Source organism: Paraburkholderia phenazinium (genome assembly GCF_900141745.1).
Classification (GTDB): domain Bacteria; phylum Pseudomonadota; class Gammaproteobacteria; order Burkholderiales; family Burkholderiaceae; genus Paraburkholderia; species Paraburkholderia phenazinium_B.
Genome location: NZ_FSRM01000002.1, coordinates 3,457,252 through 3,483,988, shown reverse-complemented (window position 1 = coordinate 3,483,988; position 26,737 = coordinate 3,457,252). Strand labels below are relative to the sequence as shown.

The following is a 26,737-nucleotide window of genomic DNA, read 5'->3' as shown; positions in this document are numbered from 1 at the left end:
GCAAGACGCTCTCGTTGACGCCGACGACGGCGTCAAACGAAGCGTCTTGAACGTCTCATGGCGCGAAGGGATTCAGGTACGCGTAATCGACGCGCCGCCATCGACGAGCGAAGCGGTGCCGGTCACAAAGGATGAATCATCGGACGCGAGATACAGCACCGAGCGCGCGAGTTCTTCCGGCCGTGCGACCCGCTTGAGCGCATGCAACCCGGTCACGAAGGCCTGCGACTCGGCTGTGTCATTCATGTCCCGGTACATCGGCGTGTCCACTGCGCCCGGCAGGATGGCGTTGACGCGCACCCCTTGTGGTCCGTACTCGGCAGCCAGTGCCTGGGTCAGTCCGATCAACCCGGCCTTGCTCGCGGCGTATGCGGCGGTGCCCGGGAAAGCGAATGAATAACCGACGAACGTCGACGTGAAGATGATCGATCCGCCGCCTTGCTTCAGCATTTCGGGGATTTGATGCTTCGCACCGAGGAAGGCGCTCGTCAGATTGATCGCCAATGCGGACGCCCAGCCTGCCTCAGACACACCCGTGGTCGGGCCCATTTCGCCGAGCGTGCCGGCGTTGTTATAGGCGATGTCAAGACGGCCGAAACGGCTGACTGCGAGCGCGACCAGCGCTTTCGCGAAGTCCTCTGACTGCACGTCGCCCGCCAGAAACGCGGCCTCACCGCCTGCGCTCGCGATCTCGGCAGCGAGCGTTTCAAGTTCGGCTTCGCGGCGCGCCGCGATCACCACTTTTGCGCCTTCCGCGGCGAACAGTTTTGCGGTGGCACGGCCAATTCCGGCACTGGCGCCGGTCACGATGGCGACTTTCCCTGTCAAGCGTTGCATGTTCAATCTCCTGCTGCAGTTGGTTGACCAGTGCCCAATGCCCTGGTCCGTGAGAAGCAATATAGGCTTCAGCCATAAATGCAGAAAGGCACAAAACATGGGTATATCATTCAGTATTTGTGAATGATCGGGAAGTCCCATGGACAGGCTGCGTGCTTTTGAAGTTTTCGTGACCGTGGTGAGCCGCGGCAGCTTCACGCGCGCAGCCGATGTGCTCGAGACGTCGCCTGCCAACGTGACCCGCTACGTGAATGAACTGGAAGCGCATCTCGGCACGCGCCTGCTGAATCGCACTTCACGCAGGCTGTCTCTTACCGAGGGCGGCGAGACCTTTTACTCGCGCTGCAAATCGATCCTCGACGACGTCGCCGAGACTGAGGGGCTCGTATCCTCGGCCTCGGTCGAACCGCGTGGCCGTCTGCGCATCAATGCACCTGTGAGCTTTGGGATTCTGTACCTGGCGCCGCTATGGCCCGGGTTCATGCGGAAATATCCCGAAGTGGAACTCGACGTGGCGTTGATCGACCGCGTCGTCGATATTGTCGATGAAGGCTATGACCTCGCCATTCGCATCTCCCGCGCCGGCTCGACTAACCAGGCAGCCCGCAAGCTGGCGACATCGAGAAACATCCTCTGTGCGTCGCCAACCTATCTGGCGCGTTGCGGACACCCCGTTAAACCAGCCGACCTGATCGAGCATCGATGCATCGGCTACTCGTATGCGGCCACCGGCGACGAGTGGCAACTGATCGACAGCGAGAGCAAGGCTCACACCGTAAAGGTCAACTGTCACATGCATACAAACAACGGCGATACGGCGCGCGCAGCCGCACTCGCTGGGCAAGGCGTGATCTGGCAACCCACGTTTCTGGTCGGCAACGACCTGCGCGTCGGCAAGCTGGTTCAGGTGTTGCCGGAGTATCGGTTGCCCGACATCGACGTGCTCGCGTTGTACCCCAGTCGCCGGCACCTGAGCGCCAAGACCCGCGCGGTGATCGATTTCCTGGTCGATGCGTTTGGTGGCGTGCCTCCGTGGGATCGGGCCGACGGAGCTTGAGCGGCGCTCATGCCGGACGAGGGTAAACACCCACAACATTTCCTCCCTGCCGAAAGCAGGCAGAAGGCGTCGGTTTTTTATACTCGCGGCAAGCGCTGCACCAGACGATCCGTAGATAGCGGGCCGGCGCCCTTGACCATGGAGACCCTTCCGATATGCCACCCTTCGCCCGCTTCACGGCGCTAGCTTCGACCGCTTGCGCGGTTCTGTGCTGGACGCCGCCTGCCGACGCGCAGAAGCTGACGCTGATGACGGGTGGCGCGTCGAAGATCATGTATCTGCCGGTCACGCTGGCGGCCCGCCTCGGCTACTTCCGCGACGAAGGGCTGGACGTCGAGATTCTCTCGGAACCGGCCGGCGTCGATACCGCCACCGAACTGATCGCGGGTGCCGTCCAGGGCGCAGTGGGTATCTACGACCATACGATCGATCTGCAGAGCCGCGGTCTCGAAGTCGAAGCTATTGTCGTTCTGAACCGCGCGGCGGGACTCGCCGAACTGGCGTCGACCAAAGTGCCGCAGCCGATGCAGACCATGGCTGACGCTAACGGCCGCAGGCTCGGTGTGACGGGGTTTGGCGCTTCCACGTATTTCCTGAGCCGTTACCTCGCGCAGCGTGCAGGCCTCACCACCAACTCGTACACGGTCGTGCCGCTCGGTTCGGACAACAGCTTCGTCGATGCCATGACGAAAGGCACGGTCGACGCAGGCATGATCGAAGAGCCGACGGCCTCGCGGCTGCTGTCCGCCGGCACCGCGCAGGTGCTGGTGGACATGCGCAGCGTCGAGGGCACGCGTGCGGTGCTGGGTGGCCCCTTTGCCGGCGCATGTGTGTATGCGCAGCGCAAGTGGGTCGCCACCCATCCGGACGAAACCCGGCACCTGGTCCGCGCGATGACACGGGCTCTCGCGTTTATTTCATCGCACAGTGCCGGCGACGTCATGGCGGTTTTGCCGAAGGACTTTATCGGCGCGAACGGGCCGCTCTATCAACAGACGCTCGCTGCATCGATGCCAGCGTTTTCGCGCGACGGCAGGATGCCGGTCGGCGCGCCCGAAACGGTCCTGGCTGCGCTCGCGGCAGTCAATCCGGCCATTGAGCCGCGCCATGTCGATCTGGCGCGAACCTACACCAACCGCTTTGCCGACGAGGCCAATGCCGTACCGGCCCACTGAGGCATTCGACGCATTTCCACTTTGAACGAAGCCGTACCTGGTTGCCCCGATGGCCGCCGGGCACGGGCCTGTCCCTCCCAATCGAGGTCACCATGACATCTGCAACTTCATCGAACGAAACGGCTGCCGCTGCCGTCCCCGCTGCTTCAAGGGAGTCGCGCCTGCGCTCGGTGTTTCGCGTCACCAGCGGCAATTTTCTCGAGATGTACGACTTCACCGTGTACGGGTATTACGCGGCCGCAATCGCAGCCACGTTCTTTCCGACCGGCAACGAGTTCGCCTCGTTGATGCTCGCGCTTTCCGTGTTTGGCGCGGGCTTTCTGATGCGTCCGATCGGCGCGCTCGTGCTCGGCGCCTACATCGACCATCACGGCCGCCGCAAGGGCTTGATCCTCTCCCTGATGCTGATGGCGGTCGGCACTGCGTGCGTCGCGTTTGTGCCGGGCTATGCGCAGATCGGTCTTCTCGCGCCCGCTATCGTCCTGTTTGGACGGCTGCTGCAGGGCTTTTCCGCGGGCGTCGAACTGGGTGGCGTATCCGTCTACCTGTCGGAGATCGCGACCAGGGGCAATCGCGGCTTCTACTGCTCGTGGCAGTCCGCGAGCCAGCAGGTGGCGGTGGTGTTCGCGGCGTCGCTCGGCGTGCTGCTCAACCGTCTCATCCCTGCTTCGGAGATGAACGCATGGGGTTGGCGTATCCCGTTCATCGTCGGCTGTCTGATCGTGCCGTTCCTGTTCTACGTGCGTCGTTCTCTGCAGGAGACCGAAGAATTCGCCGCGCGCCGCCATCGTCCGGCTATGGCCGAGATCGCGAAGTCGATGGTGCAGCATTCGCGGCTGATCCTGGCCGGCATGGGTCTCGTCATCATGACGACGGCATCGTTCTATCTGATCACGGCCTACACGCCGACGTTCGGCAAAGTCGTGCTGAAGCTGTCTTCGCTCGATTCGCTGCTGGTCACGGTCTGCGTGGGCGTGTCGAATTTCATCTGGCTGCCGATCGCCGGTGCCGTGTCCGATCGCATCGGCCGTCGTCCTGTGCTGATCGCCTGCACCGTGCTCGCGATCCTGACTGCGTATCCGGTCATGCAATGGATGGTGACGCAACCGTCGTTCGCCCGTCTGCTGCTGGTCGAACTGTGGTTGTCGCTGCTTTATGCGTGGTACAACGGTGCGATGGTCGTCGCATTGACGGAGCTTATGCCGGCGCATGTGCGGACCACCGGTTTTTCGATGGCGTACAGTCTCGCCACGGTGATCGGCGGGTTTACGCCGGCCATCTCGACCTGGCTGATTCATACTACGGGTGACAAGGCTTCCCCAGGCGCATGGATGTCGTTTGCTGCGCTATGCGGGATAGTCGCAACGCTCGTTCTGTACCGTTCGACCCAGTCGCGGGAGCAGTACAGGACGGCATGAACGCATTGGGGATAGAGGCGATGAGGCTACTGCTCGTCGAAGACAACGATCAGCTCGCGCACTGGCTCGCGCGGATTCTGCAGGACGACGGCTTCATGCTCGACCGTGTGAGCGATGGCGAAGCGGCCGACACCGCCGTGCGCGCCGTGCCCTACGACGTCGTGCTGCTCGATCTGAATCTGCCGCAGCTCTCCGGCAAGAGCGTGTTGCGCCGTATGCGCGAGCGGGGCGATGCAACGCCGGTGCTGATCCTGACAGCGACCGGCGCCGTCGACGAAAAAGTGATCTGTCTAGGCGCAGGCGCCGACGACTACATCGTCAAGCCATTCGATGCGCGTGAACTGGTTGCGCGCGTGAAGGTGCTGGCGCGGCGGCAATCGTCGTCGCGCTCGAACCGCCTCAAATGCGGCAATCTCACGTACGATATGGACCGCTGCCAGTTCGCGGTGGAAGGCGAGCCGCTGACGTTGACGCCGCGTGAACACGCAGTGCTCGAGGCGCTGATCCTGCGTGCCAAAAAGACGGTGGCCAAGGCCCTGCTGGCGGATTCGCTCAGCAACGCCGATACGGCGACCAGCGAAGACGCCATCGAGATCTACGTGTCGCGGCTGCGCAAGAAGCTTGAAAAGAGCACTGCGACCATCATTACGTTGCGCGGCCTCGGCTATCTGCTCGAAGACGGCGCCGATGACGAATAGCCTACGCTTAAGGCTTCTGCTGTGGCTGCTGTTGCCGATGACCGTCTATGTCTTCGCGGCGGGTCTGATCGCTCGCGATAACGCACAGCGCACAGCGAGCCTGTTGCAGGATGAAGCGTTGCTGTCGTCGGCGCGCGTGATGGCCGGTGACATCCAATGGGAAAATGGCTATCTGCACGCGGAGATCTCGCCGAGCGCGATCGAGATCCTGAGTTCGCCGTATGGCGACGAGGTGTATTTCAGCATTCGCGAAGTGGGCGGTGCGACGATTGCAGGCACCTCGGATTTTCCGTTGCGCGTGCCGGGCGATACACCGCTCTGGTATGACGCAGCGGTGAGCGGACACCCGATTCGCGCGGTGGCGCTGATCCGCCCAATGTACGACTCGGGCGCAACGAAGCAGGTTGTCGTTTCGGTGGGGCGCACGCTCATGCAACGCGATGCGGCAGCCACCGAACTATGGCGGCCGCAGATGCTGCATTTTGCCGGCATCGTGACGATTGCCGTGGTGCTGGTTTGCGTCGGACTCACGTTCGAACTGCAGCCATTGATGCGGCTCGCGAAAGACATGCTGGCGCGTGCGCCGAATGCCTCGCTGCGAGTGCATGCCGATCCTTTGCGCAATGAGTTGCGCCCCATCGTCACCGCGTTCAACCAGTGCCTCGATATCATCGAACGGAAGACCGCCATGCAGCGGCGCTTTATCGCAGATGCGGCGCATCAGTTGCGTACGCCGCTCACCTTGCTCGGCACGCAACTGCAATACGCGCGACGCCAGGACGATCTTGGTCAACTGAAAGAGACGCTGCTGGCCATGCACCGCAGCAACCAGTCGCTGGTGGCGCTCACCAACCAGTTGTTGCTGCTCGCGCAAGCGGAGGCCGCGGACTACGCCGACTTCGAAGGTGCGCCCGTCGATCTGCGCGTGGTTGCGACCGGGACACTTGAACAGCTCGCATTGCTCGCGCAACGACGCCGCGTCGAATTGTCCGCGCATCTCGACGAACCAGGGCAAGTGATGGGCAACGAGCCGCTGCTTTCGGTGCTGCTGTTCAATCTGCTCGACAACGCGATTCGTTACACGCCAGCCGGTGGCCATGTCGCGCTTACCTTGAGCTCGCAGGACGGCCGGGTCGTTCTGACCATCGCGGATGAAGGCCCGGGGATCGGCCCCGAGTTACGCGACCGGGTGTTCGAGCCGTTCTTTCGGGCCTCCGGCGAGGAGGGCAGCGGGCTCGGATTGTCGATCGTCCGCGAAATCGCCCGGGCGCATCGGGCCGAAGTCGTGCTGGGCGATGGCGCCGGTGGGGTGGGGCTGACTGCTTCGGTGGTGTTTCCGGCCGTACGTGGGTGATTTGACCCACGAGGTTCAGGGGCGTAGGCGGGTTTCTTGTCAAAAATCGGTAATACGCCACCCCTGCCGGTGGGGTTGATCTAGAATTTGCCTCATAGGAGGTTGTGTGCTGACTTCGCTGGCAGGATAGAGTGTCTCCGGCCAGGTATCGACTTTTCCACCCACGACGATGACAACCGACAATCACGCAGCGCCCGCCGGACTGACCGATGCCCAGCGATTCGAACTGCTTGTGACCAGCGTAAAGGACTACGCGATCTACATGCTGGATACGCGCGGCTACATCGTCAGCTGGAATGCCGGGGCCCAAAGATTCAAAGGCTACGTCGCCAGCGAGATCATAGGAAAACACTTTTCCCAGTTCTATACGGATGAGGACCGCGCATCCGGCGTCCCGGAACGGGCGTTGCGCACGGCACTCGAGGAAGGCAAGTTCGAAGACGAGGGATGGCGGGTGCGCAAGGACGGCACGCGCTTCTGGGCCAGCGTTGTGGTCGATCCCATCCGCGACAATTCCGGCGAGCTGGTGGGATTTGCGAAAATCACGCGTGATATTTCCGAACGCAAGGTGGCTGAGGAAGAGTTGCGCAAGAGCGAGCAACAGTTCCGTCTCCTTGTTCATGGGGTCACGGACTACGCCATCTATCTGCTGTCCCCCGCCGGAGAAATAACCAGCTGGAATGCCGGGGCAGCGCGTATCAAGGGATATCAGCAACACGAGATCGTCGGTCAGCATTTTTCCCGCTTTTATACCGAGGAAGATCGCGCCCGCGGTGTGCCGGCGCTGACGCTCGCGATGGCGGCGCGCGACGGCCGGGCGGAACTGGAGGGCTGGCGGGTTCGCAAAGACGGGAGCCGCTTCTGGGCAAACGTGGTGGTGGATGCGATCCGCGACGAATTCGGCACGCTCCTCGGATTTGCGAAAGTGACTCGCGATATCACCGAGCGCAAGGAAGCGGCCGCTGCACTGGAACGCGCCAATGCCGCGCTGTTTCAATCGCAGAAGATGGAGGCGATCGGCCAGCTGACGGGCGGTGTCGCGCATGACTTCAATAATCTGCTGGCCGTGATTTCGAACGGGCTGCAGGTGCTCTCCGCACAATCGCGCACCCATCTGGACACGCGCATGCTGGATGCGATGCAGCGTGCCGTCGACCGTGGTGCCTCGCTGACCCAGCAGCTTCTCTCGTTCGCCCGGCAACAGCCACTCAAGGCCGAGTCCCATGACGTGAACACGATCATCCGGGCCTTCGAACCGGTGCTGCATCGGGCCGTGAACGACTCAATCAGTCTCGAGGTCGAGTTGGCCGCGGAGCGGACGGTGGTGCTGTTGGACGCTGCACGTTTCGAGGCCGCCTTGCTGAACCTGGTAGTGAATGCGCGCGATGCGATGCCCGGGGGCGGAACAATCGCGATCAGCACTGAGCGCGTCGAGCTCAAGGTTGGCGACGTCGGAGGACTTCCGGCCGGCACTTATATCAGGGCGGCGGTATCGGACACCGGCACGGGCATGTCGCCCGAAGTTGCTGCACGAGCGTTTGAGCCGTTCTTTACCACGAAGGAGATAGGCAAAGGGACGGGACTCGGCTTGAGCCAGGTGTATGGGTTCATTACCCAGTCGGGCGGCGATGTTGTGATCCGCAGCGTGGGCGGCAATGGCACGACGATCGAGATCTATCTTCCCGCCATAGCGGGCGCTCCCGTCCCTGCCAAGGACTATTCAGCGCATCTGACGGCGGAAACCGTCCTGCTTGTGGAAGACGAGCCTGACCTGCTGGCCGCCGCGTCCGAGCTGTTTCAAAGCATCGGCTACGAGGTGGTGACGGCCAGTAATGGCCTGGACGCCGTCGATATCCTGATGCGGCGTTCGCGGATCGACATTCTCTTTAGCGACATCGTGATGTCGCACGGAATCAGTGGACTGGAGCTGGCGCGGCTGGTTCGCGAGCAGTTTCCGGCTGTCAAGATCGTGCTTGCCTCGGGCTATCCACTTGCGGTGCTGCGCCGCGAACATGGCGAGCTCGGCGAGTTCACGTTCGTCCACAAGCCGTATCGCCTCGCCGATCTCGCTAAGGCCTTGCGCGCTGGTTGAGCAGGCGGCTGGGTAGCCCTTGGTACGCAGAGGGGCTAACCGGGCACGAGCGCCTCGTCTCAGATCACCATGCCGCCGGCGACTTCGATACGCTGGGCATTGACCCAGCGGTTATCCTCGGACAGCAGCGAGGCGATCATCGGGCCGATGTCGTCGGGCACGCCCGCGCGGCCGAGCGCGGTCGCTTCCGCCACGCGCTTGTTAATCTCGGGATTGTCGCGCACCATGCCGCCGCTGAAGTCGGTCGCGACCGCGCCCGGAGCGACGGTGTTGACGGCGATCTTGCGAGGACCGAGTTCCTTCGCGAGATAACGGGTCAGCACTTCGACCGCGCCCTTCATGGACGCGTACGACCCGCTGCCCGGAAAAGCGACACGGGTTAGTCCCGAAGAGATATTCACGATGCGGCCACCATCGTTGATGAGCGGCAGAAGTTTTTGCGTGAGAAAGAAAACGCCCTTGAAATGGACGTTGTAGAGACCGTCGAGTTCTTCCTCGGTCGTCTTCTCGAATGGGGTGTGATTCGAAGTGCCGGCGTTGTTGACGAGGAAGTCGAAACGCTCGGCGCCCAACTCGGGAAGCGACTTTCGAACCTGTTCCACGAAGGCGTCGAACGCGGTCACCTTGCCGGTATCGAGCGGCAGTGCAATGGCCTTTTGCCCCGCCTCTGCCACGAGGCTGACGACCTTGTCGGCTTCTGCCCGATTCGCGCGATAGGTGAAGAGCGAATTGACGCCGCGCCGCGCAAGGTTGATCACCGTATTACGTCCCAGACCGCGACTGCCTCCAGTAACGATTGCGATTTTTGTGCCTGTATTTCCTGCGGTCATGCTGTGCTCCACTTCCGGTTGAACAGGAGTCAAGCTTATTCCGGCCGCCCGGGACACTGAATGCCCGAACTGCTTCGCTTCTTGCCTGATCCTGCTCGGAGCCCCTCCTTTGGATACGTGAGCATGTACCATTCAGGAAAGGAGGGAATGCATATGTCCAATGCCTTGATTGAAGCGGTCAAACGCTATACCGATCAGCAGGCCGGTAAGGGGAGCCCGTTCATTACCGCGATTGATGGAATGGCCATCCTCCGCGCGGATCATGAAAAGCCTGCGTCTCATCTGATCATGAAGCCCGCGTTGTGTGTCGTCGTGCAAGGCACCAAGTGGACGACTTTCGGCGACCGGCGCTACGACTATCCGGCAGGGCGAGCGCTGGTCGTTAGCGTCGAGATGCCGGCATTCAGCAGGGTGGTTGAGGCGAGTCCAGCCGAACCGTTCCTCGCCATCGTGATTCAATTCGACCTTGCGGTGATGCGCGATGTGATGGAGCGTCTCGAGGCGCCGCCCGAACTGGAAGACAATCTGGGCCGCGGTGTATTTGTCACCGACTTCGACGGTCCGCTTGCCGACTGCGTGCTGCGTATGGTGCGTCTGCTCGATACGCCGCGGGCGATTCCCATCCTCGCACCGATGATCATGCGGGAGATCTGCTATTGGCTGCTGACGGGGCCTCATGGCGGCGAGGTCGCCAAGGTTGTGCTGGCGAACAGTCATGCGCAGAGAGTGGTTACAGCGATCCATACGTTACGGGACCAGTTCGCCGAGACGATCCGCATCGAGGAACTGGCGGCCGTGGCGCAAATGAGTCCCTCCGCATTCCATAGGCAATTCAAGGCGCTCACCTCGATGACGCCGCTGCAATACCAGAAGCAGCTACGCCTGCTCGAAGCGCGTCATCTGATGGTGACAGGGGACGCCAACGCCGAAGTGGCCGCGTATCAGGTGGGCTACGAAAGCGCATCGCAATTCAGCCGTGAATACGCGCGCATGTTTGGCGCGCCGCCCCGGCGCGATATCGCCTCATTGAAGACGGTCGTGGCCTAGCGTTGCGCATCGTTTTTTTGTCCAGACGAACACGAACCCACAGGAGCCACAGTCATGACCGACGGGCACGATATCGCACCCGACAGCACCGCAGCGCGAGTCGCGTTGTGGCGTGCACTGCATGTCCAGTCCGACTCGCTGCCGCATGTGCTGGAAGACGAGATCGGCCTCAAGCTGCTGTCGCCGGACGAGAACTGGCGCAGCCGTGGTGACATGGACCCGCAGTTCACGCGGCCGTTTCGCGCCTCGATCGTGGCGCGTGCCCGCTTCATCGAGGATCTGGTCGTGGAACAGGCCGGCCGCGGCGTCGGTCAGTATGTGATTCTCGGCGCCGGCCTCGACAGCTTCGCGCAGCGGCGCCCGGAGATTGCGTCCCATCTCAAGGTCTTCGAGATCGATCAGCCCGGCCCGCAGGCATGGAAGCGTCAGCGCCTGATCGAACTCGGCTTCGGCGTGCCGGACTGGTTACGTTTCGTGCCAGTGGACTTCGAGGCGGGGGGAAGCTGGCGGGAAGGGCTCGTGTCCGCCGGTTTCGATGAGAGCCAGCCGGCCATTGTCGTGTCGACGGGCGTCAGCATGTATCTCAGCAAAGAGGCGAACTCGGCCACGTTGCGCGAAGTGGCGGCGCTCGCCCGAGGGTCGACGCTCGCCATGACGTTTCTGCTACCGCTGGAACTGGCGGACCCGGAGGTGCGACCCGGGCTCGAGATGGCGGAGAAGGGCGCGCGGGCAAGCGGTACGCCTTTCGTGAGTTTCTTCACCCCGGCGGAGATCCGGGAAATGGCCTGCGAAGCGGGCTTTGAAGAAGCACGGCACGTATCCGCGGCTGATCTGACACAACGCTACTTCGCCGGCAGGACCGATGGCTTGCGCCCGCCGAACAACGCTGAGGAACTGCTGGTCGCAACGACCAGCAGTTAGCGTGCATTCCCTGGAGCGCCATTGTTGACGCGATGCCTTCAGAGGGTGAGGCCAGCAGCAAAGGATCGTCCGCGAGGCGGCCGTTTCAGCCACCTCGCGGAGATGCTGCGGATTTAGAACAGATTTCGCAGGCCGACTGCGACGCCGGTCTGGTTGTTGCGGCCCGGGTAGTCGGAGAGGAACGCGCCGTTGCCGCGGGTGAAGTCGACCGTGCCGTAGACCTCGGTGCGCTTGGACAGCGCATACTCGGCGAGCACCGTGGCCGAGTAGTTGATACCGACGCCGAGCGCGCCGTCGAGGAACGCCGCGTTGCGGGCGTGATCGTAGTAGCCCGCTACTGTCAACGTCAGCGGCGAGGTCACTTGCCAGCTCGAACCGACATAGAAGCTGTCGTCAATACGGTCCGGGCTCGCGGATGCCAGCAACGGCGCGCCGACCTGCTGCTGGGCGAAGTCGGCCGTACCGGTTTCGTCCTGCGAATGCAGCCAGCCCGCAAGCACCTTCACGGCCGGGGTGAACGCATACACGGTGCTTACGTTGACGATGTTGAATTTCTTGCCCTCGACGTCATTCTGCTGGAAGCCGACGTCGGCCGACAGCGGTCCAATCGAGTACGAAGCCGTCAAGCCGTACATGCTGTTCGAGCCGACGCTGCCCGGCACGCCGCCGAAGCCGTACATGCCCTCGACCGTCAGGCCGGCGAACGTGCCGCTGTACTTGACCGAGCTGTTCGTGAACAGGAACGGGCCGACCGGGTTATACACGTAGCTGTCCTGCCAGAAGTCGGCGACGGTCAACGGGTCGTAGGTGTTGCCCATCTGCTCGAAGAACGGCGTCTGCTGGCGGCCCAACGTCACCGTGCCGTACTGGCTGCTCGACAGCCCGACGTACGCCTGACGCTGGAACAACTGGTTGCTGCTGTTATCGAGCTTGCCTGACCAGAGCTGGAACTGGTTCTCCAACCGGAACACGGCCGAGAGGCCGCCGCCCAGGTCTTCGGTACCCTTCAAGCCCCACCGGCTCGGTGTTTCGACGCCTTCTCCCATCGCAACCTGGCCGTCGTTGTTCGCATTTGCATTCGACAGGTAACGAACCGTCGTATCGACGAGGCCGTACAGCGTGACTGAACTTTGGGCGAATGCGCTGGGCGCGAACATTGCGAGTGCTGCAGCGGCTGCGCCGGAACTCGCCATCAGGTGGAATTTTTTCATCCGTCTCTCCATCTTTTCTATTGTTTGAAAATTTGTTTAGGCGGTCTTCGAGGCGAGCGCACGCAGCTGAGCGAGTTTTTGTCGAGGGATCTGATTATGAAGATCCGTGACTATTTTTGTGCAGCGCGATGGCTTTGTTAATACCCCTTACCGCCGCGGGCTGATTTTACGATAAAGCCGTTTCAACGATTACAGCGGTAATAGCTTCGAACGATAAATGTCGTTTTTTTGTTGAAACCGGTTGACGGCTTTTTTGATTGAAAGCCTCCCGCGACTCGCGCCGTCTTTATCCCTTCTCGCGCCACCTCCCGTCGTTTCATCGCAAGCGGCTGGCCGCCCATGCCCGCGCTGCGCATCATGCCGCTTCCCTTCCCTGATCGGCTGAAGTCATGAGCTTCCAGCCCGGAGATTTCGATGAAAGTACGCGTCCATCATTATTCAAAATATCTGTTACTCGGCGCAATACTGTGTGCCGGTTCGATTGACGCTATGGCTGATGACGTTACAGCGCCCGCATCGCCGAACGCGATGTTGCCCGACGGTTGGCATTTCACCGTCGGCACGGGAGTTTTGAGCCTGCCCGAATATCCGGGCGCGAGCGATCGCAAATTTGAGCCGATTCCGTTACTCGGCGCGAGCAACGGGCGTTATTTCATCGGTACGGTGCCCGAGGCAAATACGCCGCTGGGGATGGGTGCCTACCTCTATAAGGACTCGCATTGGCAGCTCGCCGCGTTGCTGTCGTACGATTTCATCCAGCCGCGCGACCAGTCCGACGATGCACGCCTGCAAGGCATCGGCGACATCTCCCGTACCGCCCATGCCGGCCTGTTCGGCAGCTATACGCTCGACTGGTTCACGGCGCGCGGCAGCGTCATGACCGACATTCTCGGCAAGCACGAGGGCACGGTGGCCACCTTGGGCCTGGAAGGAAAGTATCAGCCGGTGGACGCGCTCACGTTGAGCGCTGGGCCCGGACTGACGTGGGGCAGCAGCCAGTACAACCGGACTTTCTACGGTGTCGACCCCGGCCAGAGCCAGCGTTCCGGTCTGCCTGAATACGCGCCGGGGGCGGGCGTCGCTTCGCTGAACGTCTCCGTCAAGGCTGACTACAGGCTTTCCAGGCAATGGGACGTGGGCGCTACCGTGATCGCCGCCAGGCTCCGCGGCGATGTCAGCGGGAGTCCCATTGTCGAGAAGAAAACCCAGCTCACATATGGGTTGTTCTCGAGCTACCGGTTCTGAGCGAAGCCTCAGCCCCGGTTCCTGCCGGGGATTTTGCCTGTCACAGGGATTCGAGTACCATAGCAGCCATGTGAATTGTCAGACGGGAATACAATCATGGCAGCCGATATGGAGCTGATACGGCCTGAGACGCTACGTCACCAGGTGGAGCACGTGCTCCGGCAGGCGATCATGTCGGGACGCTTTGCGCCTGGGGCGCGCCTGATCGAGCGTGAACTCTGCGAGTCGTTGAGCGTGAGCCGCACGTCGATCCGCGAAGCGCTGCGCCGGCTCGAAGCCGAGAAGCTGGTGCGCATTGTGCCGCACAAGGGGCCGACTGTCGCGGTCATTTCCAGGGAGGAAGCGACCGAGCTGTATGCGATCCGCGGCCTGCTCGAAGGATTTGCCGCCGCCGAGTTTACCCGTCACGCCGACGATGCGGCGATCGCACAATTTGGCGAGCGCGCCCAGGCATTGAAGGTGGCGGCACACTCCGGCAATCAGGATGCCGTGCTGAAGGCCAAGGGCGACCTGTATGACGTGCTGCTCGGCAACTGCGGCAACGGCCTGATCAAGGAGATCCTGACGAGCCTCTATTCACGCGTCAATCTGCTACGCGCCACGTCCCTGATGCATCCCGACCGCCTGCCAGCCAGCTTGCGGGAAATCGACAAGCTCTACAAAGCGCTCAAGGCGCGCGATGCGCAAGCTGCAGAGGCGGCCGCCCGGCTACACGTGGCGAATGCGGAAAAAGCCGCGATGAGGATGCTCGAGACGGACCAGGGCTGACAAGACTCTGCAAGCGGCGCCGAGCCGTTATTTCACTTTACTTCTGATTCGGACTACACTTAATTCCACTTTCTCTCCACCTTAGCCCTGCCAGTATTCGGTAACAGATGCTTTTGTCGTGCTTCGCGGGCCGAAGCAAGCCGAGTCGGTTCGCGTCCAAAAACCATTTGAACGGGACGACTCATCATGGCTGATACGAGCTACATGGCACGGAAATCCGTCGCCGATATCGTCGGAAGCGCGGATACGGAGGGAGGCCACTCGCTGTCGAAAACGCTGGGCGCCACCAGCATCACAGCGATGGGAATCGGCGCCATCATCGGCGCCGGCATCTTTGTCCTGACCGGCACCGCGGCGGCGCAGTTCGCCGGCCCGGGCATCATTCTTTCGTTCATCCTCGGTGGCATTGCGTGCGCGTTCGTTGGCCTGTGCTACTCGGAACTGGCTGCCATGCTGCCCGTATGCGGCAGCAGCTATACGTACACCTATGCAACCCTCGGCGAGATCTTCGCGTGGATCATCGGCTGGGACCTGATCCTCGAATATGCAATGGGCGCCGCGACCGTCGCAGTCGGCTGGTCCGGTTATATCGTGAGTCTGCTGCATAACGCGGGAATCAACATCCCGCCGACCCTGTCGACCGCCCCCGGCACCATCATCAAGCTCGCCGACGGCACCACGGCCACAGGTATCGTCAATCTGCCGGCCATCGTGATCATCGCCATCCTGACTACGATGCTGGTGCTCGGTACGAAGGAGTCCGCACGGCTCAACAACATCATGGTGGCGGTCAAGCTGATCGTGGTGGTGGCCTTCATCGCGCTGGGGATGTTTTTCATCAAGCCGGCCAACTGGCATCCGTTCATTCCGGCGAATACAGGGGAGTTCGGCAACTTCGGCATGAGCGGCATTCTGCGTGGCTCGGCCGTGGTGTTTTTCGCGTTCATCGGTTTCGATGCAGTATCCACCGCAGCGCAGGAGGCGAGAAAGCCGCAGACCGACATGCCGATCGGTATCCTGGGATCCCTGATTATCTGTACCGTGCTGTATATCCTCGTCGCCGGGGTCCTCACCGGGCTCGTACCGTACGCGGATCTGAACGTGCCTGATCCGATCGCCAAGGGCGTGGATGCCATCGGCCTCACATGGTTCTCAGTCCTGATCAAGATCGGCGCGCTGACGGGGCTCACCACCGTGATTCTCGTGCTGCTGTATGGACAGAGCCGGATCTTCTTCACGATGTCGCAGGACGGTTTGCTGCCGCCGCTTTTCGCGCGGGTTCATCCGCGTCTTCAGACTCCGCATCTGAGCCAGATCATGATCGGCACGATCGTCGCCATCGTGGCGGCGCTGACGCCGATCAGCGTGCTGGGCGAGATGGTCAGCATCGGCACGCTGTTCGCGTTCATTCTCGTCTGCGGCGCCGTGATCTATTTGCGGCGCAGCGACTCCGGCGCTTCGCGCCCGTTCCGGGCCCCGGGCGTGCCGATCGTGCCGGTGCTGGGGATTCTGTTCTGCCTGTTGCTGATGGTGGGACTGCCGCTCGTCACGTGGATGCGGCTCGTCGTGTGGCTGGTGATCGGCTTGATCATCTATTTTTCGTACGGCCGCAATCATTCGAAGCTGCGCTTTCCCGAGCGTCACTGACCGCTGACGAGCCTCAATAAAAAACGGGCGTTGCCGCGCATCTCTGCCGGCAACGCCCGTTCGGTAGCACCGAGGCGTTTCAGATCACGGAGACCCCGTCTCAGGGATTCGCGTCACCTGTGGCCGTTGTGCCACCCGTGCCGCCTGTGCCACCTGCATCATCTCCACCATGGTGCGGCAGCCTGTGCGAGACCTCGTCGAGCTTATCGCCCAGCACACGCCGCACGACCACGTAAAACACCGGGATCAGCAAGAGCCCGAAGAAGGTCGCAAAGATCATCCCGCCAATCACGCCCGTGCCGATTTCATGCCGGGAAGAGGCGCCAGCCCCTGACGACAGCACGAGCGGCAATACCCCAAGAATGAAGGCCATCGAGGTCATCAGGATCGGGCGCAAGCGCTGCTTGCCCGCGGTCAGCACGGCATCGTAAAGCGTCATGCCGTGGGCCTGTCCTTCCACCGCGAACTCCACGATCAGAATGGCGTTCTTCGCAGCCAGACCGATCACGGTGACAAGACCGATCTTGAAGTAGATGTCGTTAGGCACGCCGGTCAACAGACAGAACGACAACATACCGAGCATGCCCAGCGGCACCACCAGCAGCACGGCGACCGGAATCGACCAGCTTTCGTACAGGGCCGCGAGACACAGGAACACCACCACGATCGACAGGATCATCAGCAACGTTGCCGAATTGCCGGCGATGATTTCCTGGTAGGACTGACCCGTCCAGTCCGCGGCGAAACCCGATGGCAATTGGGTGTTGATGATTTTCTGGACCGCATCCATGGCCTGACCCGTGGAATAGCCCGGCGCAGGGTTGCCCACGATTTCGATTGCCGAGTAGCCGTTATAGCGCGGCAGCGCGACCGGACCCACATCCCAGTGCGACTTCACCACGCTGGACAACGGGACCATGTTGTACGGGCTCAGCGAGGTATCGGTTGCCGAGGGGTTGACGTTGGTCAGATAGCCACTGGTGTTGGTCGTGCTCGTGGCTGTACTGGTCGCGCCCGTCGATGCGCTGGTGATGCCACTCGGCGTGTAGATGTGCTCGAACGCGTCCACGCCCATCCGGTACGGGGCATCGGCCTGCAGATACACGCGCTTGACCCGGCCGCCATAAGTGAACTGATTCACATAGAACGGCGCGAGCTCCATCTGGATGGAGTTGTAGACATCCGTGAGCGACAGCCCCATGGCCTGCGCCTGCACACGATCGACAGACACCTGCAACTGCGGCGCTTCGGGCAGCGAATTGGGACGAATGCCGTACAGCGTCGGATTTTTGGCAGCATTGGCCAGCAGGATGCCTTCCGCCTTCGCCAGTTCCGCACGCGACTGGCCCGCACGCGCCTGCAGATACATGTCGACACCGCCGAACTGGCTCAAGCCGCGGATGGTCGGGAGATTGACGGCGAAGATCTGCGCGTCCTGCTGGCCATGCAAGAGCCTGTTGACCTGCGGAATGAGCTGCATCGCGGTTTGCGAGCGCTGGCCCCAGTCGGTCAACTTGATAAACGCCATGCCGACGTTCTCGCTACTGCCGACGAAGCTGAACCCTTCGACCTGGAACACGCTGTCGATGTCCTTGGCGATCGCACTATGCTCGAGCTTCTCCGACATCGCGGTCATCGCCGCATCCGTGCGCTGCAGCGTGGCGCCAGTCGGCAGATTGACGAGGGCGAGGATAAAGCCCTGATCTTCGTCCGGCACAAAGCTGGTCGGCAGACGGGTGTACAGGAAGCCCGTCAGCAGAACCAGCAGCAGGAACACGATCATCCAGCGCGGCGCGTGACGTACCGCGCCGCCGATCTGCCTGAAGTAGGTTGCGTTGACCCGGTCGAAGCCCTTGTCGAACCAGCGGAACACGACATTCTTTTTGTGGTGATCCGTCGGTTTGAGAATCGCGGCACAAAGGGCTGGCGTGAACGACATGGCGAGGAACGCCGACATCGCCATCGAGACCGCAATGGTCAGCGCGAACTGCGCATAGATGATGCCGGTGGCGCCAGGCTGCAAAGCGGAAGGGATGAACACGGCGGACAGCACCACGGTGATCGCGATGATGGCGCCGGTAATCTGGCCCATCGCCTTGCGGGTCGCCTCTCGAGGCTGGAGGTTCTCCTCGGTCATGATGCGCTCGACGTTCTCGATCACGACGATCGCATCGTCCACCACAATGCCGATGGCGAGCACCATCCCGAACAGCGTCAGCTGGTTCAGCGTGTAATGCAGCAGCGAGAGGCCGATAAACGTGCCCAGCAGCGCGACCGGAATGACGAGCGTCGGAATGATCGTGGCCCGCAGGTTCTGCAGGAAGATCAGCATCACCACGAACACGAGCGCAATGGCCTCGATCAGCGTACGCACCACATCGGTAATCGAAGCGGTAATGAACGGTGTCGTGTCGTAAGGCACATTCCAGGTGACGCCCGGCGGCAGATCCTTGGCGAGCACGCCCATTTCGGCCTTCACCGCCTTGGCGACGGCAAGAGCGTTGGCGCCCGGCAGCAGGTAGACGCCCATACCGCCGGCAGCCTTGCCCTTATAGACCGCCGCCGAGCCGTAGCTTTGCGCACCGAAGGTGATGCGTGCAACATCGCTCAGCCTGACCACCGTGCCGTTATTGTTGGTGAGCAGGATGATGTTGTTGAACTGCTTGATCGAGGAGAACAGCGAATCGCCGGACACCGTCGCGGTGAAGACCTGGCCCTTGACTGCCGGATCGGCACCGAGCGAACCCGTGGCGAACTGCGCGTTCTGTGCGCTCACGGCGTTGAGCACCTGGGTCGTGGACAGGCCATAGCCTTGCAGCTTGTCCGGATTCAGCCAGATGCGCACGGCGTATTCCGATCCCAGCTCGAACGTGTTGCCCACGCCGTTGACCCGCGCAATCACCGGCTGGATCTGCGAGGCGACGATGTCGCTCAGACGGTAAGCGTCGATGGCGGGGTTGCTCGACTGCAGCGAGATGAACAGCAGAATGTCAGGGCTCGCCTTGGCGACCACCACACCTTGCTGGGTCACCGCGGCCGGCAGCAGCGGCTGGGCCAGCGCAACCTTGTTCTGCACCTGCACTTCCGCCGTATCCGGATTGGTGCCGGTCGCAAAGCTCAGCGTAATGGTGACAGTGCCGTTGGAATTGGATGCCGAGTTGAAGTACAGCAGGTTGTCGATGCCGGTCAGCTGCTGCTCGATCACCTGGGTCACGGTCGATTCCATGGTCGCCGCGCTGGCGCCAGGGTAAGTTGCCGTGACCGTTACTTCTGGCGGCGCGATGTCCGGATAGGAGTCGATGCCGAGATTCAGCATCGAAATCACCCCTATCAGGCAGATGAGAATCGGGATCACCCAGGCAAAGACTGGGCGATCGATAAAAAACTTTGGCATGGGACGAAGTCCTTATTGTGCGTTGCCGGCGGTCTGAACCCCTGATGCTGCGGCGGTGGCCGAGCCACCTTGTGCAGCAGCCGGTGCCTGCCACGGGCTTGCCTTCACCTGAGCACCTTCGTGCGCGCTTTGCAGCCCGGTGACGATCACCTGATCGCCGGCTGCGAGGCCGCCGGTGACGATCCAGTTGTTGCCGGAGTTGTCGGTTGCCGTGACGTCCTTGCGCACGACCTTGCTGCCTCCATCGACGACGAGCGCATAGGCGCCGACCGTGTCACGTTGCAGCGCCTCCTGCGGCACGAGGAAAACGTCGTGCTGCTGGCCGAGGTTGACGTTCATGGTCACGTACATGCCCGGCAGCAGCGTGTGCTGTGCGTTCGGCACCAGCGCGCGCAGGTTCACGGCGCCGGTGGTTGCGTTCACGGTGACGTCGGAGAAATCCAGCGTGCCTGTCTGGTTGTACGGGCTGCCATTGGGCAACACGATCTGCACGGTCGTCTTGTCCTGCTGGCTCAGCGCGACGTTGCCGCGGCTGGCCGCTTCGCGCAGTGTCACCAGATCCGACGCGCTGATGGTGAAGTTCACGTAGAGCGGATCGACCTGGTTGACCGTGGTCAGCAAGGTGCCGCTGGAACCGGCATCGGCGGTGCTGCTGCCCACCACGGCGCCGACGGTGACCTGTTGCTGGCTGGCGATGCCGCTGATCGGCGAGGTCACCTTGGTATAGCCGAGGTTGACCTTCGCGCTATCCACGAGTGCCTGGTCGGCCTTGACCTTGGCCGCGTCGGTGCGCACCAGCGCATCGGCGTTGTCGACCGTCTGTTGCGAAACCGAACCAACCGGCAACAGCTTGTGGAAGCGCGCTGCGTTGACCTTGTCGTTGAGATACGTGGCCTCGTCTTCGCCGAGGATGCCGAGGTCGTTGTTCAGCTGGGCCTGATAGTAGGCCGGATCGATTTCGAACAGCACCTGGCCGGCCTTGACGTCACTGCCTTCCTTATAGATGCGCTTGATCAGCACACCGGAAACGCGTGCAGTGACGTTGGCGCTCAGGTAAGGCGAAAGACGTCCGACCAGATCGCGCGTCAGCGCCACGGTGGTCGGCTGGACGGTGACCACGCCGACCTGCGGCGGAGGCGGCGCCGACGCCTGACCGGATTTGCCGCAACCGGAAAGCGCGGACAGTGCAAACAGGGCAACGCACAGCAACGGTATTGACTTCATGGAGACTCCATTTTTTTCCGATTCCCGACGCAACCGGCCGTCGCTGGACTGGACGCTTCGCTCTCCAAAGCGATCACGTTCAAGGCGATCTTTCATTGCGACGGGGCTCCCGATGTTTGATTCGACGATTGCGGCGCGGCATTCGCACTGGTGCTGACTGCTACACCCTTGGCGTCATCCCACTGCCAGCCGCCGCCGAGATTTTTGACCAGCGTGACGCTGCTTTCCGTCAACGCTGCCTGTGTGTCCTTCAGATTCTGCGCGGCCTGCAACAGCGTGAGCTGCTGCGTCAACACGGCTTCCTGGCTCGCCGTGCCGGCCTGCATCTGGGCCTGCTGGCTCGAGAACAGCTGCTGGTTGCGCTTGTAGATGTTGGCGAACGCCTGTTCCTGCTGCTGCAGATGGTTGTAAGACGACAGGCTGTCTTCGACGCTCTGGAACGCGGACAGCACGGTCCCGCGATACGTGGCGACCTGCTGGTCGTACGTGGCCTCGGCCTCGTGGACCGCCGCAGAGCGCGCACCGCCGTCGAAGATCGTCGCGGCGAGATCCGGGCCGAGCGTCCAGAAGCGGCTCGGCATCGAGAACAGATGCGCCAGGGCGTTGTGTTCGAAGCCGCCTTGCGCCGAGAGCGTAAGCGTTGGGAAGAAAGCGGCCTCGGCGACGCCGATCTTGGCGTTAGCCGCGGCGGCCGTACGTTCCGCGCTCACGACGTCATAGCGCCGTTCCAGCAATTCCGACGGAAATCCGAGCGGCACGGCGGGCGTCGAAAACGTGTAGTCGCTTTGCGCCGGCAGCGTGAAGCTGGCCGGCGGCTCGCCGATCAGCACCGCGATGGCGTGTTCGTCCTGCTCGCGGGAGGTCTCCGTGGCTTGCAGGTCGGCGATCACCAGTTCGAGGTTGTCCTGATCATCGAGGAGCGTGTCGTTCGAGACCGTTCCCTGCAGGAAGCCCGCGCGGTCCATCTCCAGAATTTTGGCGTCGATCTGTTGCTGCTGCTTCAGCGAATCGATGTCGATATCGGCCTGACGCAGTGCGAAATAATCGATGGCGAGGCTGGCGGCGATCGACAGACGCTCGCCGGCGAGCTGGGCGTCGCTGGCCTGAGCGCTGGCCTTGGCCGACTCTATCGAGCGCCGGACACTGCCCCACAGGTCGATTTCCCAGCTGGCGGACGCGCTGGCGGACACGAGGTTGCTCGTATAAGGCTGACCCGTGATGCTCTCGACAGCGGCCGTACGGGAGCGCGAGCCCGACGCATCCACCCCGATGGTAGGGAACAGGCTCGCGACATTCGCATCGATCGTGGCCTTGGCGACCCGGTAGGCGGCTTCCGCGGCGGCGATCGACTGGTTTGCCTTAAGCGACTGATCCACAAGGTGGGACAGCGTGTCGTCGTGATAGTCGAGCCACCAGGTGCTGGAAAGCGCCCCTTGCGGGTTGGCCTGCGCGCGCTGCCAGTCGGCGCCTTCCTTGAAGGTGGCGGGAATGTCCTGCGGCGGCTTGTGATAGTCGGGACCGACGGCGCAAGCCGCGAGGCATAGCGTAGCCGCCAGCGCGCAGCCGGAGCGCAGGGTGCGCAGCGGCGCCGTTGCTGGCGCTGGCTTGCGGGGACGGCGTGAGTCGGGTGATACAAAGGTCGACCGGGAGGAAGCGTCCGTGCGAACCGGACTACTCATCCTGGATACATATAGAGCGAGTCGACCGAGTGGAGACTGGTTGCTCAAGTGAACTCCGTTTAGCCGTATTCAAAACTTCTATGTTGTCGGGCAACAGATGAGCGCCACACTGATTTGCGCACCCGACATCGGTGGAACCGCAACAGCAGAATGAGCGGTGATCTTACTCGATGTGCAAAAAGCAGGAGCACGTTAAATGAAATCGCACTTCGATAAATTTCACTTTGAAATAATCCGAAAAAAAGCCTAACGTCCGCTCCCATGCACGGCGGCTATGATCGCATCATCTGAGCTATTGAGCAGCCGCGGTGTCGCAGGGCATGGATGCGCGACAGAAAGCGGCTGAATGCTAATGAGGCGGACGAAGGCGCAAGCGCTCGACACGCGTGCAACGATTCTCGATGCAGCAGAGGCCATGTTCTTCAGTCATGGCGTCACGCAAACCACGCTGGACGAAATCGCCGATGCGGCCGGGGTGACCCGAGGGGCGATCTACGGTCATTTTAGAAATAAAGACGCGATCTTCGATGCGATTTTTGAGCGATTTGCTCTGCCGCTCGACCCTTTCGGCGTTCCCCTGCCTCCGGACGAGCCCAATCCACTGGGTACGCTGCGCACGGAACTTGAAGTGCGGCTCTCGCGGGCGTTGCGCGAAACGCGCATGCGCCACCTCTACAGCATCGTGTTTGCGCGCTGCGAATCGACTGAGGGGACGGCGCAGTTCTGGCGGCGCGTCCGGGCCGCCAACCGTCTGGCGGAGACCCAGATCGAGCAGGCGTTGCTCCATGCGGTCTCGTGCGACCAGTTGTCCGCCGACCTCGACGCATACCAATCAGCCTTGTTTATTCACGCCACCCTTACAGGAGTCTTTCGAAATGACCTGCTGAGACGCCGGCACAACACCAGGCTGAATCTGGGTAGGGTTGTCGGTTTGACGTTTCAGTGCCTGTCACGGCACTGACATGAGCCCCCGGCGACTCGCCTGCGGGTTCACGTTTCAATCAGGGCTGACAGGAGGGTGTGGATGGAGAGTGAAGCGATTCAGGTCCTGCTCGTAGACGACGATGCCGGTCTGCGTGACCTCCTCAGGAAATTTTTCCAGCAGCGCGGCATCGAGTTTTCGGTTTTGCATAACGCCACCAATATCGCCAATCGCCTCGCGCTCGAGCGGCCATCCATCGTAGTGCTTGACGTCATGATGCCAGGCGTGGACGGCTTGACCGCACTCAGGCAATTGCGCGAGGCGGGCGACACTATTCCCGTCATCATGCTGACTTCGCTTGCGGACGAAATGGATCGGGTCGTGGGGCTCGAGTTCGGCGCCGACGACTATCTGGGCAAGCCCTTCACGCCGCTCGAGCTGCTGGCGCGTATCAAAGCGGTGCTGCGCCGCCATTCGGGCCAGCCGTCCCCGGCTGTCAATGGACGCCAGGGAACTTACCGCTTTGGCCGGTTTCGCCTCGATCTCACTGCGCGCGCCCTGTTCTGCGACGACAAGCGCATCAAGCTGACGGGCACGAACTACGCGCTGCTTGAAGTGCTGGTGACGCATCCGATGGAGACGCTGTCGCGCACGAAACTGCTCGACATGCTGTACGGCCCCGACGCGGACATCACCGAGCGCGGCATGGATCTGGCCGTGTGGCGCCTGCGCAGACTGCTGGAAGAGGACCCCTCCCAACCCTGCGTGATCCAGACCGTACGCGGGGTGGGCTATATGTTTGCTCCGAGCGATGGCGGCGACGGCAATGAAAAATCCGTTTAATACACTCTTTGGACGCGCGGCACTGATGACCACGAGCCTGCTCGTGCTGGCCTACGCGGCCATGGTGTTCATGCTCGGCCGCGAAGCCAACCAGATGCATGCCGAGCATGCGTCGCGCGGCATCCAGGTAGTCGAAGAGTCGCGGCGTGACGGTATCGAGGCGACCAGGCACATTGCTTCGGCGCTCGGCGCCACCTATCTCGACGGGCGCGATACGAGCCCAGGCGACGGACCGCCTTCGCGGCGCGAAACACACGGACTGTACGAGAACGCGTTGCGTGAGAATCTGCCGCCGGGCAGTCAGGTTGTGTTGTCCGGCGACACAGGCACGGTCTGGGTGCGCTATGCCGGCGACGCCAACTGGATCCGCATACCGGGCGCTACGTTGACCGAAGCCCGCATGCACACCGCGTTGGCCTTGATGCTCGCGTTGGCCATCGCCGTGGCGTTCCTCGGAGCCTGGCAAGCCCAGCGCCCGCTGCGCAGGCTGGCCAATGCGGCACGCGAGTTTCGTATTGGCGTCAGCACACCCGTCGTCAGTGTGAGTGGGCCGCGCGAGGTGGCGGAACTGATCGTCAGCTTCAACGAGATGATTCGCGAGATCAGCGAATACGAACAGGAGAGGGCGATGATGCTGGCGGGCGTCGCTCATGATCTGCGCACGCCGCTCACGCGAATGCAGGTTCGCGCCGATCTGCTGCCGCACGGCGCAGAGCGGATGGGTTTCCTGGGCGATGTCGAATCGCTCGGGCGCATCGTCAAGCAGTTCCTCGATTTCGTGCGCGACCGTGCGGATGGATCGCCGCTCGTGTCCGTGGACTCGTTTTGTCAGAGCCAGTACGGCAACGTTCCGCAGGACGGGGACACGGAAAGCTCGCTCGTGACGCTGGATCTGCGTGCTGCTGGACACTTCAGACTGCCGCTGGTCGACCTCGACCGCATCCTGGCCAATCTGCTGGAGAATGCCATGACGTACGGCGAACCGCCCGTTGAAATCGCGACCAGCCTGCAGCACGGCAAATGCGTTTTGACGCTGCGCGATCACGGCCCCGGGATTCCCGACGACCAGCTCGAGCACGCCTTGCAACCGTTCGTCCGTCTCGATGAGGCTCGTGGCGGCGATGCCCATTGCGGGCTGGGACTCTCGATCGTGCGAAGACTGGTGCGCCGCAATGGCGGGACGTTTTGTCTGGTCAATGCGGCGGACGGCGGCTTGCTGGTCACGCTGACTTTTCCGGACCGCGCGGGATAGTCAGGAGTTCGTACCTTACTGCGGAATGATCCGCTCGGTCTTAAGCTTGTCGAACAGCGCGAAGAACGAGTCGGGAGTGCTTTGATAATCGAGGAAGCCAGCTTTGCGGCTCTTCGTCATGTCCGTGACCACTTCCATGGGGCGTCCAAGGTCAGCGTCGGTGTGCCACCATGACACCAGCTTGCCAATATCCGCTTCCTTCAGGTTGAAGCGTGTGGCGATCTCGGTCCATGCCGGCGCGGCTTTCTGCATGCGTGTCTCGAGCGGACGGACTTCGCCGTCGAACGGCACGGCTTCGATGCCGAAATAGCCGGCAATCTGCGACCACATCCATTTCCAGCGGAACACATCGCCGTTGACCACGTTGAAGTCTTCGTTGCGCGCAGCGTCGGACGTGGCGGCCCATTCAAGGTGACGTGCGAGCAGGGGCGCATCGGTCATGTCGGTCAGGCTGTTCCACTGCGCTGCGGAGCCGGGAAACAGGAACGGTTGGCCCGTCTGTTTGCAAAGCGTCGCGTAGACCGCGAGCGTGACGCCCATGTTCATTGCGTTGCCGATCGCGTAGCCAATGATCGTATGCGGCCGGTGCACGCTCCAGCTAAAGTCATACTGTTGCGCGGCTTCGAACACACGGTCTTCCTGCTCGTAGTAGAAATTCTCCACGACCTGGCGGCCCTGTTCCTCGCGAAACGGCGTAATGGGTACCGCGCCGGTCGCGTACGCTTCGAACGGTCCGAGATAATGTTTCAGGCCCGTGACAAGCGCCGCATGCGAAACACTGCCCGAGGGCCCAACGGCATCCAGCACGTGACGAACCATGCCGCCATTCACGCGAATGTTGTCTTTCTCCGTCGCCTGGCGAGACCATGCAGTGAAAAAGATATGGCTAAAGGATTTTCCAGCCAACGCTTCGCTTACGGATGCCGCGGAGGTCAGATCGGCGGTAATCGGTTCGACCGCCTGCGCCAACGCTGTGCGGCCGCGCGAAAGACCGGCAACAGTCCAGCCGGTCGAAAGCAATTGATCGGCCAGGTTGCTGCCGACGATACCGCTTGCGCCAATAATAAGTGCCCGGTTTTGCATGAGATTGATAGTCACAAAATGAAAATGTCTGTGGAAAGCA

Annotated in this window: 21 protein-coding genes; 14 read left to right on the top strand and 7 right to left on the bottom strand. The window is 61.9% G+C overall.

Annotation, left to right across the window (positions count from 1 at the left end; all coding sequences use genetic code 11):
- Positions 1-72: 72 nt before the first annotated feature.
- Positions 73-837 carry an SDR family oxidoreductase gene (locus BUS06_RS35465; protein ID WP_074268906.1) on the bottom strand — a complete coding sequence of 255 codons (765 nt, stop codon included), beginning with the start codon at positions 835-837 and terminating at the stop codon, positions 73-75.
- A gap of 139 nt (positions 838-976) precedes the next feature.
- Here BUS06_RS35465 and BUS06_RS35460 point away from each other — a divergent pair, with 139 nt between their 5' ends.
- From BUS06_RS35460 to BUS06_RS35435, 6 genes are all read left to right on the top strand, one after another.
- On the top strand, positions 977-1,894 hold the full coding sequence (locus BUS06_RS35460) for a LysR family transcriptional regulator (RefSeq protein ID WP_074268905.1): 918 nt from the start codon (positions 977-979) through the stop codon (positions 1,892-1,894).
- 155 nt (positions 1,895-2,049) lie between these two features.
- Positions 2,050-3,069: an ABC transporter substrate-binding protein gene (locus BUS06_RS35455; protein WP_074268904.1), complete on the top strand. Its 1,020-nt coding sequence runs from the start codon at positions 2,050-2,052 to the stop codon at positions 3,067-3,069.
- A 92-nt stretch (positions 3,070-3,161) separates the two neighbouring features.
- Complete coding sequence (locus BUS06_RS35450; RefSeq protein WP_074268903.1) at positions 3,162-4,487, top strand: MFS transporter; 1,326 nt, start codon at positions 3,162-3,164, stop codon at positions 4,485-4,487.
- A 20-nt stretch (positions 4,488-4,507) separates the two neighbouring features.
- Positions 4,508-5,185, top strand: coding sequence for a response regulator transcription factor (locus BUS06_RS35445; RefSeq protein WP_074268902.1), 678 nt, complete (start codon positions 4,508-4,510; stop codon positions 5,183-5,185).
- The gene (locus BUS06_RS35440) at positions 5,175-6,539 is read left to right on the top strand and encodes a sensor histidine kinase (protein ID WP_074268901.1); all 1,365 of its coding nucleotides are present in this window, start codon (positions 5,175-5,177) and stop codon (positions 6,537-6,539) included. The genes BUS06_RS35445 and BUS06_RS35440 overlap by 11 nt, the downstream gene beginning before the upstream one ends.
- 169 nt (positions 6,540-6,708) lie before the next feature.
- Positions 6,709-8,631 (top strand): hybrid sensor histidine kinase/response regulator, encoded by a 1,923-nt coding sequence (locus BUS06_RS35435; RefSeq protein ID WP_074268900.1) that lies wholly within the window; start codon positions 6,709-6,711, stop codon positions 8,629-8,631.
- Between the two features lie 59 nt (positions 8,632-8,690).
- Here BUS06_RS35435 and BUS06_RS35430 read toward each other — a convergent pair whose 3' ends face one another.
- Complete coding sequence (locus BUS06_RS35430) at positions 8,691-9,461, bottom strand: SDR family NAD(P)-dependent oxidoreductase (protein ID WP_074268899.1); 771 nt, start codon at positions 9,459-9,461, stop codon at positions 8,691-8,693.
- A gap of 153 nt (positions 9,462-9,614) precedes the next feature.
- Between BUS06_RS35430 and BUS06_RS35425 the strand changes: the two genes are divergently transcribed.
- On the top strand, positions 9,615-10,508 hold the full coding sequence (locus BUS06_RS35425) for an AraC family transcriptional regulator (RefSeq protein WP_074268898.1): 894 nt from the start codon (positions 9,615-9,617) through the stop codon (positions 10,506-10,508).
- Positions 10,509-10,562: 54 nt separating this feature from the next.
- Positions 10,563-11,429, top strand: coding sequence for a class I SAM-dependent methyltransferase (locus tag BUS06_RS35420; RefSeq protein ID WP_074268897.1), 867 nt, complete (start codon positions 10,563-10,565; stop codon positions 11,427-11,429).
- 113 nt (positions 11,430-11,542) lie between these two features.
- Here BUS06_RS35420 and BUS06_RS35415 read toward each other — a convergent pair whose 3' ends face one another.
- On the bottom strand, positions 11,543-12,640 hold the full coding sequence (locus BUS06_RS35415; RefSeq protein WP_074268896.1) for a porin: 1,098 nt from the start codon (positions 12,638-12,640) through the stop codon (positions 11,543-11,545).
- Between the two features lie 414 nt (positions 12,641-13,054).
- Between BUS06_RS35415 and BUS06_RS35410 the strand changes: the two genes are divergently transcribed.
- The 3 genes from BUS06_RS35410 to BUS06_RS35400 all read left to right on the top strand — a co-directional run bounded on the left by BUS06_RS35410 (position 13,055) and on the right by BUS06_RS35400 (position 16,300).
- Entirely contained in the window at positions 13,055-13,885 is an 831-nt protein-coding gene (locus BUS06_RS35410; protein ID WP_074268895.1) for a MipA/OmpV family protein, read from the top strand.
- Between the two features lie 96 nt (positions 13,886-13,981).
- The gene (locus BUS06_RS35405; RefSeq protein ID WP_074268894.1) at positions 13,982-14,653 is read left to right on the top strand and encodes a GntR family transcriptional regulator; all 672 of its coding nucleotides are present in this window, start codon (positions 13,982-13,984) and stop codon (positions 14,651-14,653) included.
- Between the two features lie 186 nt (positions 14,654-14,839).
- The gene (locus BUS06_RS35400; RefSeq protein WP_074268893.1) at positions 14,840-16,300 is read left to right on the top strand and encodes an amino acid permease; all 1,461 of its coding nucleotides are present in this window, start codon (positions 14,840-14,842) and stop codon (positions 16,298-16,300) included.
- A 100-nt stretch (positions 16,301-16,400) separates the two neighbouring features.
- On the opposite strand, the gene BUS06_RS35395 is transcribed toward BUS06_RS35400, so the two are convergent.
- The 3 genes from BUS06_RS35395 to BUS06_RS35385 all read right to left on the bottom strand — a co-directional run bounded on the left by BUS06_RS35395 (position 16,401) and on the right by BUS06_RS35385 (position 22,597).
- Positions 16,401-19,694 (bottom strand): efflux RND transporter permease subunit, encoded by a 3,294-nt coding sequence (locus BUS06_RS35395; RefSeq protein ID WP_074268892.1) that lies wholly within the window; start codon positions 19,692-19,694, stop codon positions 16,401-16,403.
- 12 nt (positions 19,695-19,706) lie between these two features.
- Positions 19,707-20,918 (bottom strand): efflux RND transporter periplasmic adaptor subunit, encoded by a 1,212-nt coding sequence (locus tag BUS06_RS35390; RefSeq protein WP_074268891.1) that lies wholly within the window; start codon positions 20,916-20,918, stop codon positions 19,707-19,709.
- Between the two features lie 92 nt (positions 20,919-21,010).
- Positions 21,011-22,597: an efflux transporter outer membrane subunit gene (locus tag BUS06_RS35385; protein ID WP_074268890.1), complete on the bottom strand. Its 1,587-nt coding sequence runs from the start codon at positions 22,595-22,597 to the stop codon at positions 21,011-21,013.
- A gap of 346 nt (positions 22,598-22,943) precedes the next feature.
- Here BUS06_RS35385 and BUS06_RS35380 point away from each other — a divergent pair, with 346 nt between their 5' ends.
- The 3 genes from BUS06_RS35380 to BUS06_RS35370 all read left to right on the top strand — a co-directional run bounded on the left by BUS06_RS35380 (position 22,944) and on the right by BUS06_RS35370 (position 25,614).
- Positions 22,944-23,558 carry a TetR family transcriptional regulator gene (locus BUS06_RS35380; RefSeq protein WP_083611743.1) on the top strand — a complete coding sequence of 205 codons (615 nt, stop codon included), beginning with the start codon at positions 22,944-22,946 and terminating at the stop codon, positions 23,556-23,558.
- Between the two features lie 63 nt (positions 23,559-23,621).
- Positions 23,622-24,362, top strand: coding sequence for a response regulator (locus BUS06_RS35375; protein WP_074268888.1), 741 nt, complete (start codon positions 23,622-23,624; stop codon positions 24,360-24,362).
- Positions 24,346-25,614 carry an ATP-binding protein gene (locus BUS06_RS35370; protein ID WP_074268887.1) on the top strand — a complete coding sequence of 423 codons (1,269 nt, stop codon included), beginning with the start codon at positions 24,346-24,348 and terminating at the stop codon, positions 25,612-25,614. Before BUS06_RS35375 ends, BUS06_RS35370 begins: the two co-directional genes overlap by 17 nt.
- Before the next feature lie 15 nt (positions 25,615-25,629).
- Here BUS06_RS35370 and BUS06_RS35365 read toward each other — a convergent pair whose 3' ends face one another.
- Positions 25,630-26,697, bottom strand: coding sequence for an SDR family oxidoreductase (locus BUS06_RS35365; RefSeq protein WP_074268886.1), 1,068 nt, complete (start codon positions 26,695-26,697; stop codon positions 25,630-25,632).
- Positions 26,698-26,737 lie beyond the last annotated feature (40 nt).